This is a genomic window from Brevundimonas sp. 'scallop' (assembly GCF_011045535.1).
Lineage (GTDB): Bacteria > Pseudomonadota > Alphaproteobacteria > Caulobacterales > Caulobacteraceae > Brevundimonas > Brevundimonas vesicularis.
Window position 1 is genome coordinate 412,316 of the sequence record NZ_CP039382.1, and the last position, 12,814, is coordinate 425,129.

The following is a 12,814-nucleotide window of genomic DNA, read 5'->3' on the forward strand; positions in this document are numbered from 1 at the left end:
TCCTCGCCGCCCGGATTAACGCTGATCCATCCTGAACCCTTTGGCGCGTCCAGACTTCTTCTAGGCTCGGCAACCACGACGGACGGCAGGATGACGGAGGAAGAGCGCCAGCTGGTGGATCGTTGGATCGTCACCTTCTGCGAGGCGCCGCCCGTGGTCGATGCGGAACTGATGCGAAGGCTGATCGCTGAACAGGAAGCGACACAGCAGGAAGCACAATCATGTCAGAGAAGACGTTCAAGGCCGGCGACAAGGTGAAGTGGGACCACAGCCAGGGCACCACGACCGGCAAGGTGGTCAAGAAAGTCGCCTCGGAAACCAAGATCAAGGGCCATAAGGTTGCGGCCTCCAAGGATAATCCGGAGTATATCGTCGAGAGCGCCAAGACCGGCGCTCGCGCGGCGCACAAGCCGTCGGAGTTGAAGAAGGCATGACCCCGAACGGCCTGTCGCGCGGCGTCGCCCTGTCGGCCCTTGTCCTGTCTGCGCTGTCCATCGCCGGATGCGGAGACAAGGATGCGGCCAAGACGCCTGCCGCGACCCAGGCCGCCGGTCCGTCTGCACCGGCCGCCGCTGCGCCGGTGCTGCAGATCCGCCCTGAAACCAAGACCTTCCGTGACTGGAGCGCCACCTGCGGCAACGACGGGACATGCTGGGCCTTCGGCTTTGCGCCAGAGTTCGCCGCTGGCTGGGTCCGCATCACCCTGGCGCCCGGTCCGGACGCCCAGCCGCAAATCCTCTTCGGCTATTGGCCGGACGGCGACGCCAAGGCTGCTGAGCCGCTCAGCCTGACGATCGACGGCCGCGCCTATCCGGCTGTGCTCAGCGATGCGGGCAACGTCGAGACGCCGATCGGCCAAATTAGCGACGGCGGTCGCGCCGCCCTCGACGCCCTGGCTCAGGGCAAGGTCATGAGCATTCGCGGCGCCGCAACCCAGGAGGTCTCGCTGCACGGCGCCGCCGCCGCCTTGTTGTGGATCGACGAGAAGCAGGGACGTCTAAATACGCCAACCGCCCTGATCCGACGCGGCGACCGCCCGGCCGCCCTTGTGCCGATCGCGCCGTCGCTGCCGACGGTGACGCCCGCTCCGGCCGTCGATCAGGCCGGTTTCGGCGATCAGAACCAGCGCCTGCCCGCCGCGCTGCGCGCTCGCACCGAGGTCGGCGACTGCTTTAAGGCGTCGGCCATGCCGGCCGTCAGCGACATGGTCATGTCCGCCCGGCTGGACGCCCGCACCGAGCTGTGGGCCGTGCCCTGCGGATCGGGGGCCTATAATGTCACCCACAACTGGTATCTGACAGGACCGGGCGGTCGCGACCCCCGGCCCGCAATCCTCGCCGGATCGGAAGGTCCGGGCTCCGATCCCGTCATGCCGGACAACGCGACCGTCAACGGCGCCTATGATCCCAAGACCCGAACCCTGTCGGCCTTCGCCAAGGCGCGGGGCATCGGGGATTGCGGCGCGGCGCAGACCTGGGCCTGGACGGGACAGGGCTTCACACTGACGCAGGAAAGCGTGATGGGCGAATGCGCCGGCGTGCCGTCCGACCTTTGGCCTGTCACCTGGCGCACGCGGTGACCGATCCGGAGGTTCTGATCATCGGCGCGGGTCCGGCCGGCCTGACGGCGGCGACCTATCTGGGGCGCTTTCGTCGGCGGACCCTGGTGGTGGATGGCGGCGCGCCCCGCGCCTGCTGGATCCCGCTCAGCCACAATATGCCGGGCTTTCCGGCCGGCATCACCGGCGCGGACATCCTGAAGCGGATGCGCGAACAGGCCGAGGAATATGGCGCGGTCGTTGAACCGGGTCGCGTCCAGCGCCTGACCCACGAAGGCGACGGCTTCGTTGCCGAGATGGATGGCCGCGTCGTTCGCGCCCGCGCCGTCCTGCTGGCAACCGGGGTCGTCGATCATCACCCAGATCTGCCCGGCGTCGAAGCAGCGGTGCAAAAGGCGCTGGTCCGCATCTGTCCCATCTGCGACGGCTATGAGGCGACCGACAAGGCTGTCGCCATCATCGGCCAAAGCGACAAGGGCGCGCGCGAGGCCGCCTTCATGCGCACCTATTCCGACCGTGTGACCCTGATCCATATTGGCGCGCCCGACGCGCTCAGCCGGCGTGACGAACTGGAACGGCTGGGCGTCGAACTGATCCTGGCGCCGCTGGACGCGATCGACATCGAAAACGACCGGGTGACGGCCCTAAGTTACGCCGGCCAGAGCCGCGCATTCGACCTTGTCTATTCGGCGTTGGGCACATCGCCGAACGCCGAACTGGCCGAGGGGCTGGAGGCGCGTCTGGCCGACGACGGCCGGTTGGAGGTCGATCTGCATCAGGCCACGAGCGTGCCGGGCCTCTATGCCGCCGGCGACGTCGTGCGCGGCCTCAACCAGATCGCCGTCGCGACCGCCGAAGCCGCCGTCGCCGCCACCGACATCCACAACCGCCTGCGCCAGGCCGACGGCCTGACCGTCGCCGACTAGGCCTGTCCTCGGACCACGCGTTCGAGGACGGCCAGGGGCAACGATCCGTTCTCCAGCACCTTGTCATGGAAGGCTCGCAGATCGAAGCCGCGCTGGCCTTCGGCCTCTTTGCGTAGGCGCGCGATGACGGTGTGGCCAACCTTGTACGCGCAGGCCTGGCCGGGCCAGACGCAGTATCGGTTGATCTCGCTGTTGGACGCATCCAACGGCTTGGCCCCCGAAGCCGCCATATAGTCGACCGCCTGTTCACGGCTCCAGCGCTCGGAATGCAGGCCCGTGTCCACAACCAATCGCACGGCGCGGAACAGATAGGACATCAGGAAGCCGACCCGACCCAATGGATTGTCGGCATAGATATCCAGATCGTCAGCCGCCACCGCCTCGGCATACAGCGCCCAGCCTTCGTTATAGGCCGAGAAGCCCCCCGCTCGTCGCCATTGCGGCAGTTCGCCGGACTCGCGCTGCAGCGCGACCTGAAGGTGGTGCCCCGGCGACGCCTCATGATAGGTCAGGGTCGGCAAGGCGAAGCGCGGCCAGTTTCCGGTGTCGCGCAGGTTGATGTAGTAAGCGCCCGGCCGCGATCCATCCAGCGGCGGTCCTTGATAGTAGCCGCCCGGCGCGCCCGACTGTATCGAGACCGGCACGCGCCGAATCTCGACGTGGGACTTGGGCAGACGGCCGAACACCTGGGGCAGTTTCGGCTCAAGATCGGCGACCAGCGTGTTCAGCCAGGCCAGCAGTTCGGCCTTGCCCGCATCGGTATTGGCGAACAGTTGGGCCGGTTCTTTGTTCAGAGCCTGGATGCGTTCGCCGACCGTGCCCTGCGTATAACCCTGCGCCTTCAGGATGGCGTCGATCTCGGCGCTGATCTCGGCGACCTGTTCGCGGCCCAGGGCGTGGATTTCCTTGGCCGTCAAAGTTGTGGTCGTATTGGCCTTCAGCCCGGCGGCGTAGAAGGCCTCGCCGTCCGGCAGGCGCCAGACCCCGGCTTCGTGGGTGGCGCGCGGGCGCAGAGCCTCCAGCGCTTCGATCTGGGCGGCCAGGGCCGGCTTGACCTTCTGATCGACGATAGCGGCGGCGCGGGCGTCATAACCGGTCAGGTTCAGCCCGGCTGTCTTGCGCGCCAAAGACGTCAGCATGGCCAGATCGGCGGGGGGCGTGTCGTGTAGGGTGCGAATCTGGGGCAGCATCCGGTCGATGATGAAGTCCGGCGGAAGGACGCCCAGACCCGCATCTTCCTGAATCTTGGCCGTCTCGCCGTCCAGCACGCCGGAGAAGGCCTCGAGCCGCGAAAGGAAGGCGTCGGCGCCGGCCGCGTCTTCGATCCGGTGCTGGTTGTCGAGGAAATCGGGCGTGCTGAAATAGGCGCCCGACAGCTGGGTCACGATGTAGGGCGACGGCCGTCCCGGTCCCGATCCGTAGTCGAAGCGCGCCGTCTGCGCCGCCGTCTCGGCTCCGAAGGCCGCGATGGCGTAGTTCAGCGCCCCTGCGGGCGACAGGCCGCTCTGGTCGAAGGCGTTCAACTGCGCCCAGCGGCTCACAGCCTTCTGACGATCCTTGCGGATGGCGGCCGGTCCGGCTTCGCTGAGTTTTGCAGAAAGCCCCGCCCGCGCGCAGCGGTCCAGGCCAAGGTTGGTCGCACCCTCCGGATTTTCGTCGATGTCCGCTTCGAACCAGCCGTCCAGCAGGCTGTTAAGGCGTCCGTCCGCATCGGCGGCGGTCGTCTGGGTCTGGGCCTGCGCTGCGGCGGGGGCGACCGCAGCCGTGGCGGCGGCGGTCAGCAGAAGTCGGCGACGATCGATCATGCGGCAACTCTCGTAGGGGGGACACGTCGCGCCGACGCGTCCCGATCCTCTTCATCGGCCCGGCGCGGCCGGGGCGGTCAGGCCTGGGTCGCGACCCAGCCGTCGACGATCCGTTCCAGCACCGACAGGGGCACGCCGCCGGCGGCGAGCGCCGTGTCGTGGAAGCCCTTGATGTCGAACTTGCGCCCCAGGATCGTCTTAGCCTTTTCGCGCAGGCGAACCCATTCGTTGTGACCGACCTTGTACGCGCAGGCCTGGCCCGGCCAGCCGCAATAGCGTTCGACCTCGGACGTCGCCGCGCCTTCCTGATCGCCATAGGCCTCCATCATGTAGCGGATGCCCTCTTCGCGGCTCCAGCCCTTGGAATGGATGCCGGTGTCGACGACCAGGCGCGCGGAGCGGAACATCAGCGATTGCAGGTAGCCGATCTGGCCCACCGGATCGTTCTCATAGGCGCCCAGTTCGTCGGCCAACTGTTCGGCGTACAGCCCCCAGCCCTCGACGTAGGACGAGAAGCCCAGCAGGTTCATCAGCAGCGGCGCCGACTCGCTCTCCTGCTGCAGGCTGATCTGCAGATGGTGGCCCGGCGTCGCCTCGTGATAGGTCAGCGTCGGCAGGGTCCAGGACGGCCATTCCGCCGTGTCCTTCAGATTGATCCAGTAAATGCCGGGTCGCGTCCCATCCAGGCTGGGCGAGTTGTAATAGCCCATCGGCGCGCCGGCCTCGATCTCGGGCGGGACGCGCTTGATCTCGACCTTGGCCTTGGGCAGGCGGCCGAAGGCGTTGGGCAGCCGGGCCTGCATGTCGGCCATCTGGGCGTTTAGCTTGGCGATCAGCTCGGCCTTGCCGGCGTCGGTGTTGGCGTAGACGTATTTGGGATCGTCCCCCAGGGCCTTGATCCGTTCGGCGACCGAACCCTGTGTCAGGCCTTGCGCCTTCAGGAGGACATCGGCGCGCGCCGTCAGATCCGCCATCTGTTCCACGCCGGTGCGGTGGATCTCGTCCGCCGTCAGCCGGGTCGTGGTGACGTAGCGCAGGCTGTTGGCGTAATACTGCTCGCCCTGCGGCAGGCGGCGCACCGAGGCCTCGTGCACGGCGTTCGGTTGGGCGGCCTTCAGCACGGCGTTCTGGGCGGCCAGGGCCGGATAGACCCGCTCGGTCACAAGGCGTTCCACCTGCGCGCCCCAGTCGCCGGTCAGGCCCTTGGCGCGGGTGCGGTCGACAACCGACTGGGTCAGGGGCGAGGTCGCCGCCGGCGTCGCCAGGACGCCGTCCTGCTGGCGGATGGCCTTGGCCAGGATGAAGTCGGGCGGGATGACGCCCAGCGCATAGTCTTCCTTCAATCGATCCGTCTCGGCCATCAGAACGTCGGCGAAGGCGTTGACGCGGGCGACATAGGCGTCGGCGTCGGCGGCCGTCTCGATCGTGTGCTGGTTGGCCAGGAAGTCGGGCGTGGACTGATAGGCGCCGCCCTGCTGGCTGACGCGGTACGGATTGGGCCAGCCGCCCTGGCCGTAAGGGATGTCGTAGGTGGCGATCACCCCGTCCAGATTCTGGGTCAGGCTGTCGTAGTAGTTGGCGTTGCGCGCATCGAGTTTGGAGCGGTCGATGCGGGACAGGTCGGCGCGTTGGCGACGGGTGAAGGCGCGCTGGTCGTCTTCCTCGGCGCGTGTCGGAACGGTCAGTTTGGACTTGGCGGCGGCCCGGTCGCCCTTGTCCAGGCCGAACATGGTGACGACCTCGGGGCTCTTGTCCAGCGTCTGCTCGAACGTGGCGTCCATGAAGGTTTTGAGTTGGGCGGCGGCGTCGCCCTGCGATGCCCCGGCCTGACGCGCGAAGGCGGGGCCGCCCACGGCGACGAGACCGGCGCCCAAGGCGGCGGACTGAAGAAGACGACGACGATCGAACATGGAACGGCCCCTCGAACTTGGATGCGGCAATGGAAACTGCATGGGCCGAAGCGGCAAGTGAAATCGCGGACAGCCGTTGCGCGGCCCCAAAGAAGAAGGCCCGGCGGATCGCTCCGCCGGGCCTTATCAGTCTTGGATGCGAGGTCGCTTAGTCGCGACGACGACGTCCGCGATCGCCACCGCGATCCCCGCCGTCACGTTTCGGACGACCGCCGGTGTCTTCCGACAGGGGCTCTTCGCCGCGCTCGGCGCGCTCGGCGTTGATCTTGGCCGTCAGGTCTTCGCCCGTGGCCTGATCGACGACCTTCATCGACAGCTTGGTCTTGCCGCGATCGTCGAAGCCCAGGAACTTGACCTTGACCTCTTGGCCTTCCGACAGGACGTCGGCCGGATTGGCGACGCGTTCCAAAGCGATCTGGGACACGTGGACCAGGCCGTCCTTGGCGCCGAAGAAGTTCACGAAGGCGCCGAAATCGACGACCTTGACGACCTTGCCGGAGTAGATGGTTCCGACTTCCGGCTCCGAGGCGATGGACTGGATCCAGGCCTTGGCGGCGTCGATCTTCTCCTGGTCGTTGGCGGCGACCTTGATGGTGCCGTCATCGCCGATGTCGATCTTGGCGCCGGTCTTCTCGACGATCTCGCGGATGACCTTGCCGCCCGAACCGATGACTTCACGGATCTTGTCGACGGGGATCTTGACCGTTTCGATCTTGGGCGCGTGTTCACCCAGTTCGGCGCGCGGCGCATCCATGGCCTTGGACATCTCGTCCAGGATGTGCAGGCGACCGGCCGAAGCCTGGGTCAGGGCCTGCTTCATGATCTCCTTGGTGATGCCAGCGACCTTGATGTCCATCTGAAGGCTGGTGATGCCTTCCGACGTGCCGGCGACCTTGAAGTCCATGTCGCCCAGGTGGTCTTCGTCACCCAGGATGTCCGACAGGATGGCGAACTCGCCCGACGGCTCCAGGATCAGGCCCATGGCGATGCCCGAGACCGGACGGACCAGCGGCACGCCGGCGTCCATCAGGGCCAGCGACGAACCGCAGACCGTGGCCATCGAGGACGAGCCGTTCGACTCGGTGATCTCGGAGACCAGACGGATGGTGTAGGGGAAGTCTTCCTTGGTCGGCAGCATCGGACGGATCGCGCGCCAGGCCAGCTTGCCGTGACCGATTTCGCGACGGCCGGGCGAACCCATGCGGCCCGCTTCACCCACCGAATAGGGGGGGAAGTTGTAGTGCAGCAGGAAGTTCTCTTTGTAGGTGCCCTGCAGGCTGTCGATGTACTGCTCGTCCTCGCCGGTGCCGAGGGTGGCGACGACCAGGGCCTGGGTTTCCCCACGCGTGAACAGGGCCGAACCGTGGGTGCGCGGCAGGACGCCGACTTCCGACACGATGGCGCGGACCTTGTCGAGGGCGCGGCCGTCGACGCGGTGCGCGTTCTCGATGATGTCGCGACGCAGGACTTCGGCTTCGCACTCCTTGAAGGCGGCCGAGAACTTGGAACCGTCGACGCCGTCGGGGTTCTCGTCGGTCTTCACCAGCTTGGCGGCGGCGGCCTTCTTGGCGGCGTCGACGCCCGAACGGCGCTCGTATTTGCCGGCGTGGGTGTAGGCGCTCTTGATGTCTTCGCCGACCAGAGACTTGATCGAGGCGACAACGTCGGAGTGGTCTTCGGCCTGGAAGTCGAAGGGCTCCTTGGCGGCGTGTTCAGCCAGTTCGATGATGGCGTCGATCACCGGCTGCATGCCCGCATGCGCGAACATCAGGGCCTCGAGCATCTTCTCTTCCGACAGCTCCTTGGCTTCGGATTCGACCATCATCAGGGCGTCTTGCGTGCCGGCGACCACCAGGTCGAGGTCCGAGGACGGGATCAGGTCGATGGCGGGGTTCAGCACCAGCTCGCCGTCGATCAGGCCGACGCGCGCGGCGCCGATGGGGCCCATGAAGGGCACGCCCGAAATGGTCAGGGCGGCCGAGGCGGCGACCATGCCCAGAACGTCGGGATCGTTTTCCATGTCGTGCTGCAGCACGGTCACGACGACCTGGGTCTCGTTCTTGAAGCCCTTGACGAACAGCGGGCGGATCGGACGGTCGATCAGGCGGGAAACCAGGGTTTCCTTCTCGGACGGACGGCCTTCACGCTTGAAGTAGCCGCCTGGGATCTTGCCGGCGGCAAAGGTCTTTTCCTGATAGTTGACCGTCAGGGGGAAGAAATCCAGGCCGGGCTTGGGTGCGCGGCCGTAGACGACGGTGGCCAGAACCACGGTCTCGCCGTAGGTCGCCAGCACGGCGCCGTCGGCCTGGCGGGCGATGCGGCCCGTTTCCAGGGTCAGCGGGCGGCCGGCCCAGTCGATCGTCTTGCGTTTGATGTCGAACATATTTCGTCTTTCGTATCCCGGACGGCGTATTCCGTGCGGGGTCCCATCATGGGGCGGATGCGTCGGCGTTCAGTCCTTCGATCCAGAGGCCGCCGCGCCATCGCGACGACCGGGAGAGGACCGTCATGGCCCTCGCAGCTGCGCCGGTAAGTCCTGCGGCGCACAGGTCGTATTTTTGTAGTCACGCTTTCCGGGCGGCCAACCGGCAGCCACTTGGCCTGGAAGCGCTTAGTTGCACAACGAGGCGCGGACGTGACCGCCCGCGCCTCGAAAGCGTATTCTACACTGTTCCGACGCCTTAGCGGCGCAGGCCCAGTTTGGAGATGAGCGCTTGGTAGCGACCGGCGTCGACCTTGTTCAGGTGGTCGAGCAGGCGGCGACGTTGCGACACCATCTTCAGAAGGCCACGACGCGAGTGGTTGTCCTTCTTGTGGGTCTTGAAGTGTTCGGTGAGGTTGGCGATGCGTTCCGACAGGATCGCGACCTGAACCTCGGCCGAGCCGGTGTCGCCAGCGGAGCGGGCGTTATCGGCGATGATCTCGTGCTTGCGTTCAGCAGTAACCGACATCGTAGAGTCCTTTCTTGGCCTATCGCGCTTCGCGCTACTTGAGGCCGTGGGGTCTCGGCCCTTGCCGGATGGCGCGGGCCTAGAGGTTGAAAACGCGGTCGGGTTCTAGCCGGCCGGCCCGCAACTGACACAGAGCGACGAGGGTCTGGCCCTGAAAGGCTGAAACCGTGCGCGAACCGCCGGTGAGACGATCCTTGAGGGTTTCCACCTGACGGGGGAGCAGAACGATCGGGCGTCCCTGCCGAAGCGAGAAGGCGTCCTGTTCATTCACGGCCAGTTCCGGGATGTCGTCCAGAGCGGTCGCGACGGCAAGCAAGCCTTCCGAGGCGGCGCCCCTATGCACCATTTCCTCCAGAGAATCCAGAGTGACGGCGTTTTGCGTGCTGAACGGCCCGACGCACTCGCGTCTCAGGGCGCTGACATGACCCTCGGCGCCGAGGGCGGCGGCCAGGTCGCGGGCCAGCGAGCGGACATAGACGCCCTTGCCGGTGCGGATGGTCAGTTCGACGTGGTCGGCGTCGGGCGCATCCGTCACCTCGGCCGAGTGGATCGTCACCCGGCGGGCCTGAAGCTCGAACTCCACCCCGTCGCGGGCCAGGTCATAGGCGCGGGCGCCGTCCACCTTGATCGCGGAAAAGCGCGGCGGCGTCTGGTCGATCTCGCCGACGAAGGCCGGCAGGGCAGCCTTAACCTGATCGACGGTCGGGCGCACGTCGGAGCGGCCGATGATCTCGCCCTCGCGGTCCACGCTGTCGGTCGAGACGCCCCAGTTGATGGTGAAGCGATAGACCTTCTGCGCCTCCATCATCATCGGCACGGTCTTGGTCGCCTCGCCGAGCGCGATGGGCAGGATGCCGCTGGCCAGCGGGTCGAGCGTTCCGGCGTGACCGGCCTTCTGGGCGTTGAACAGGCGACGGATGCGGCTGACGGCCTCGGTCGATCCCATCTCGAACGGCTTGTCCAGGCAGACCCAACCGTCGACGATATCGCCCTTCTTCTTGCGTCCCATTATGCCGGGCCTATCGCGCTTCGCGCTGCTTGAGGCCGTAGCATCAGGCGTCGCCCTCATCCTCGTCGTCACGGGCCGCCAGGTCGGCCTGGATGCGCGGATCGGCGAACAGCTTGTCCATGTGATTGGCGGCGCCGAAGCTCTCGTCGTGGCGGAAGCGCAGGTCTGGCGTGAACTTCATGTCCAGGCGACGGCCAAGCTGACCGCGGATGAATTTGGCGTGGACGTTCAGCGCCTTGATGATCTCGCTCTCATGGCCGTTGGTCGGCGCGGCCTCGACGCCGGCGCCCAGGGGCTCGACGAAACAGGTGGCGTGTTTCAGATCGGGCGAGAGGCGAACCTCGGTCACGGTGATGGACACGTCAGCCAGGGCTTCGTCTCGGATGTCCTCCTCGCGCAGGATATCGACCAGGGCGTGACGGATCAGCTCGCCGGCGCGCAGCTGGCGCTGGCTGGGCGCCTTGCCCGCCGGGCTGGCGCTGGAGGAATTGCGGGTATGTTGCTTGTGGGCCATCGGCCTCTCCTTCTTGTTCGCCCGCAGGGGATCGGACCCGGCCGGATAAGCGAAAGTCGGGCGGTCTAGTCTCGCGACGGGCTCATGTCCAGTTCTCGCTCCTGTTCGGCCGCCTGGACGGATCGCATCACCTCGGCCGACGTGATCGACTGGACGGGACGGACAGGAACCCCTCCGGCGTTCAGAACGCCGGCCGTCCAGTGGTTGCAAAGATGCAGGATGGAGAAGGTCTCGCGACTGGCGAAGAAGCGCGCATCGTCGCCAGCACGCGCGGCGGCGATACGGGGCGCGCCGCTCGACAGGTCCAACGAAGCCTCTACGCGGGCGGCCAGGCGGTCAAACTGGACCCGCGTCAGGGTCAAAGCCGCACTGTCTTCGCCATAGCTGAGACGCGGATCGGCGGCGACGGGGTCCAGCATTACCACCGAGGGATTACCGGGCCGGAAGAAGGCGCGGGCGCCGTCGGGCAGCCGGTCTGAGATCGGGCTCTGATCGACATAGAACCGGGCGTCGCCCCAGCCGATCAGAATCCAGTCGCCGGGCGCCAGCCCAGCGACGGCGCGCGCCAGAGGGCCGCCGCGTTGCATCAGCGCTGCGCGCGGTACGGCCAGGTCGGTATGAAAGCCGTTGTCGAGCACTTGAATCGTGACCGTATCCGGCACGCCCGAGTCCTTCGTATCGCCTGGCTTGGTCCAGGTCAGCAGCGCCACGACCGCCCCGACAAGGGCGGCCAGCACCAGCCCTCGCATCACCGGCTCAGGTCCAGAACGGCGCACAGCCGATCGTTGGTCGTCAGGGCGCCGGGCGGCGGTCCTTGTCGGACCGGCATCATGACGAAGCCGTCGCGCCGCACCGCCAGCGCCAGCCAGCCGACGGGATGCCCCGCGCACAGCCTTGTGTCCTCTTCCGCCGTTACGCGCCGGATCTCGATCTGGGCCTGGGGCGGCACGGTCATGGCGTCGGCGAAGATCGTTGAGACGCTGGCATGCTGATCCGCCGGGACCAGGCGATGCGGCTCGGATGTCAGCGTGCCGCCCGTGTCGGTCGACAGCGCGCTGCCCTCGATCTCGACGACCAGCGTTGATCCGGCCGCAGCATATCGGCCGTCCAGCACAGCGTCCCCGACTTCGACCCGGCCGGACGGGCGATGCGGCGCGGGGTCATCCGCGGGTTCGATAACACGATGAACAGCAGGCTCGACCACCACTGCACCCAGAATGAACAGGACGACGGCGCCGACGCCGACCGCCCCGATCCATTTCAGTGATGGCGGGGCGGTCGCGCTCATGCGGCCAGTCTAGAGGAACAGGGGTTGAGGAATGGTCACCCGCCCCTCAGAGCCCTAGTTCCGGCCGGGACGACGCGTCGGGTCGGTCAGCTGGAACAGTCGCGCCGACAGGTTCGACGCGGGCTGCAACGCCGTCAGCTGGGTGCGGGTGCGTGCGCCTTGCGGGTCGGTGATGGTCCATTCCTGCAGGCGCATCGGATTGCCGGCGAAGGCCAGGATCACCTGTCCGTCGTTCGGACGGTTGGCGTCGCGCGCGGTGATGGCGAAGGCGCCGGACGCCATCCGCGTCACGCGCTCGATGCGGACGCCCTGGTCCAGACGAACGTTGCGCGCCAGGAAGGTGGACAGCGGCGTGCGGCCCAGCGGCACCTGCTGGAAATTGTTCAGGCGGGGGTCGTAGCGTTTGACGTTATAGCCATCCGACACGACCAGCAGACCGGCGGGGTTGGTGTATTCAAACCGCATCTTGCCCGGACGTTGCAGATAGAACCGACCCTGACGGCTCTGGCCGCCCGGACCCGTCTCGGTGAAGGTCCCCTGCGCCGAGGTCAGGGCCTGCAGATAGCCCTGCGCCTGCTGAACCACCGCCCGGTCTTCAGCCGAAAGGTTCGATTGCGCGTGCGCGGCGTCGAACACGCCCAGAGCGGCGAACCCGGTCAGAAGCCCTGCGCCCAGCAGCAGGCTGCGGCGCTGAAGGTCGGTTGGGGCGATGGCGAGCGTCTCGGAGGTCATGAAGTCCGTCTCCCGTTCGGGATGGTTGTCGATCCTGCCGTCTTGCCCGGTCGGCTTGGCGTCGGAATGACGCGAGCCTGACCATATTCCGGCGCTGCGATGAAGCCCTGTTCATCGAAAT

Annotated in this window: 12 protein-coding genes; 3 read left to right on the top strand and 9 right to left on the bottom strand. The window is 66.8% G+C overall.

Annotated elements, in window-relative coordinates:
• The first annotated feature begins 221 nt into the window (after positions 1–221).
• The 3 genes from E4341_RS02030 to E4341_RS02040 are packed head-to-tail and all read left to right on the top strand — an operon-like array spanning position 222 to position 2,484.
• Positions 222–434, top strand: a complete 213-nt coding sequence (locus E4341_RS02030) for a DUF2945 domain-containing protein (RefSeq protein ID WP_165114780.1) — start codon at positions 222–224, stop codon at positions 432–434.
• On the top strand, positions 431–1,579 hold the full coding sequence (locus E4341_RS02035; RefSeq protein ID WP_165114782.1) for a DUF1176 domain-containing protein: 1,149 nt from the start codon (positions 431–433) through the stop codon (positions 1,577–1,579). Before E4341_RS02030 ends, E4341_RS02035 begins: the two co-directional genes overlap by 4 nt.
• Positions 1,576–2,484: an NAD(P)/FAD-dependent oxidoreductase gene (locus tag E4341_RS02040; protein ID WP_255491264.1), complete on the top strand. Its 909-nt coding sequence runs from the start codon at positions 1,576–1,578 to the stop codon at positions 2,482–2,484. Before E4341_RS02035 ends, E4341_RS02040 begins: the two co-directional genes overlap by 4 nt.
• On the opposite strand, the gene E4341_RS02045 is transcribed toward E4341_RS02040, so the two are convergent.
• The 9 genes from E4341_RS02045 to E4341_RS02085 form a co-directional block, all read right to left on the bottom strand.
• Positions 2,481–4,289, bottom strand: a complete 1,809-nt coding sequence (locus tag E4341_RS02045) for a DUF885 family protein (RefSeq protein WP_205751339.1) — start codon at positions 4,287–4,289, stop codon at positions 2,481–2,483. The genes E4341_RS02040 and E4341_RS02045 overlap by 4 nt on opposite strands.
• Positions 4,290–4,366: 77 nt before the next feature.
• Complete coding sequence (locus E4341_RS02050; protein ID WP_165114786.1) at positions 4,367–6,199, bottom strand: DUF885 family protein; 1,833 nt, start codon at positions 6,197–6,199, stop codon at positions 4,367–4,369.
• A 148-nt stretch (positions 6,200–6,347) separates the two neighbouring features.
• The gene (pnp, locus tag E4341_RS02055; RefSeq protein ID WP_055809759.1) at positions 6,348–8,582 is read right to left on the bottom strand and encodes a polyribonucleotide nucleotidyltransferase; all 2,235 of its coding nucleotides are present in this window, start codon (positions 8,580–8,582) and stop codon (positions 6,348–6,350) included.
• A 298-nt stretch (positions 8,583–8,880) separates the two neighbouring features.
• Positions 8,881–9,150: a 30S ribosomal protein S15 gene (gene rpsO / locus E4341_RS02060; RefSeq protein ID WP_017506665.1), complete on the bottom strand. Its 270-nt coding sequence runs from the start codon at positions 9,148–9,150 to the stop codon at positions 8,881–8,883.
• A 79-nt stretch (positions 9,151–9,229) separates the two neighbouring features.
• A complete protein-coding gene (gene truB, locus E4341_RS02065) occupies positions 9,230–10,159 on the bottom strand; it encodes a tRNA pseudouridine(55) synthase TruB (RefSeq protein ID WP_165114788.1) in 930 nt (309 codons plus the stop codon).
• Between the two features lie 43 nt (positions 10,160–10,202).
• A complete protein-coding gene (gene rbfA, locus E4341_RS02070) occupies positions 10,203–10,673 on the bottom strand; it encodes a 30S ribosome-binding factor RbfA (protein WP_165114790.1) in 471 nt (156 codons plus the stop codon).
• A 65-nt stretch (positions 10,674–10,738) separates the two neighbouring features.
• Entirely contained in the window at positions 10,739–11,449 is a 711-nt protein-coding gene (locus tag E4341_RS02075) for a DUF2459 domain-containing protein (RefSeq protein ID WP_240893600.1), read from the bottom strand.
• Positions 11,422–11,961 (bottom strand): hypothetical protein, encoded by a 540-nt coding sequence (locus E4341_RS02080; RefSeq protein WP_165114792.1) that lies wholly within the window; start codon positions 11,959–11,961, stop codon positions 11,422–11,424. The genes E4341_RS02075 and E4341_RS02080 overlap by 28 nt, the downstream gene beginning before the upstream one ends.
• Positions 11,962–12,015: 54 nt before the next feature.
• The gene (locus E4341_RS02085) at positions 12,016–12,693 is read right to left on the bottom strand and encodes an outer membrane lipoprotein carrier protein LolA (RefSeq protein WP_165114794.1); all 678 of its coding nucleotides are present in this window, start codon (positions 12,691–12,693) and stop codon (positions 12,016–12,018) included.
• Between the last annotated feature and the right edge of the window lie 121 nt (positions 12,694–12,814).

Coding starts and splice junctions, on each gene's coding strand:
- rpsO (WP_017506665.1), bottom strand. CDS start 9,150: ATGTCGGTTACTGCTGAACGCAAGCACGAGATCATCGCCGATAACGCC.
- E4341_RS02050 (WP_165114786.1), bottom strand. CDS start 6,199: ATGTTCGATCGTCGTCGTCTTCTTCAGTCCGCCGCCTTGGGCGCCGGT.
- E4341_RS02085 (WP_165114794.1), bottom strand. CDS start 12,693: ATGACCTCCGAGACGCTCGCCATCGCCCCAACCGACCTTCAGCGCCGC.
- truB (WP_165114788.1), bottom strand. CDS start 10,159: ATGGGACGCAAGAAGAAGGGCGATATCGTCGACGGTTGGGTCTGCCTG.
- pnp (WP_055809759.1), bottom strand. CDS start 8,582: ATGTTCGACATCAAACGCAAGACGATCGACTGGGCCGGCCGCCCGCTG.
- E4341_RS02030 (WP_165114780.1), top strand. CDS start 222: ATGTCAGAGAAGACGTTCAAGGCCGGCGACAAGGTGAAGTGGGACCAC.
- E4341_RS02045 (WP_205751339.1), bottom strand. CDS start 4,289: ATGATCGATCGTCGCCGACTTCTGCTGACCGCCGCCGCCACGGCTGCG.
- rbfA (WP_165114790.1), bottom strand. CDS start 10,673: ATGGCCCACAAGCAACATACCCGCAATTCCTCCAGCGCCAGCCCGGCG.
- E4341_RS02080 (WP_165114792.1), bottom strand. CDS start 11,961: ATGAGCGCGACCGCCCCGCCATCACTGAAATGGATCGGGGCGGTCGGC.
- E4341_RS02035 (WP_165114782.1), top strand. CDS start 431: ATGACCCCGAACGGCCTGTCGCGCGGCGTCGCCCTGTCGGCCCTTGTC.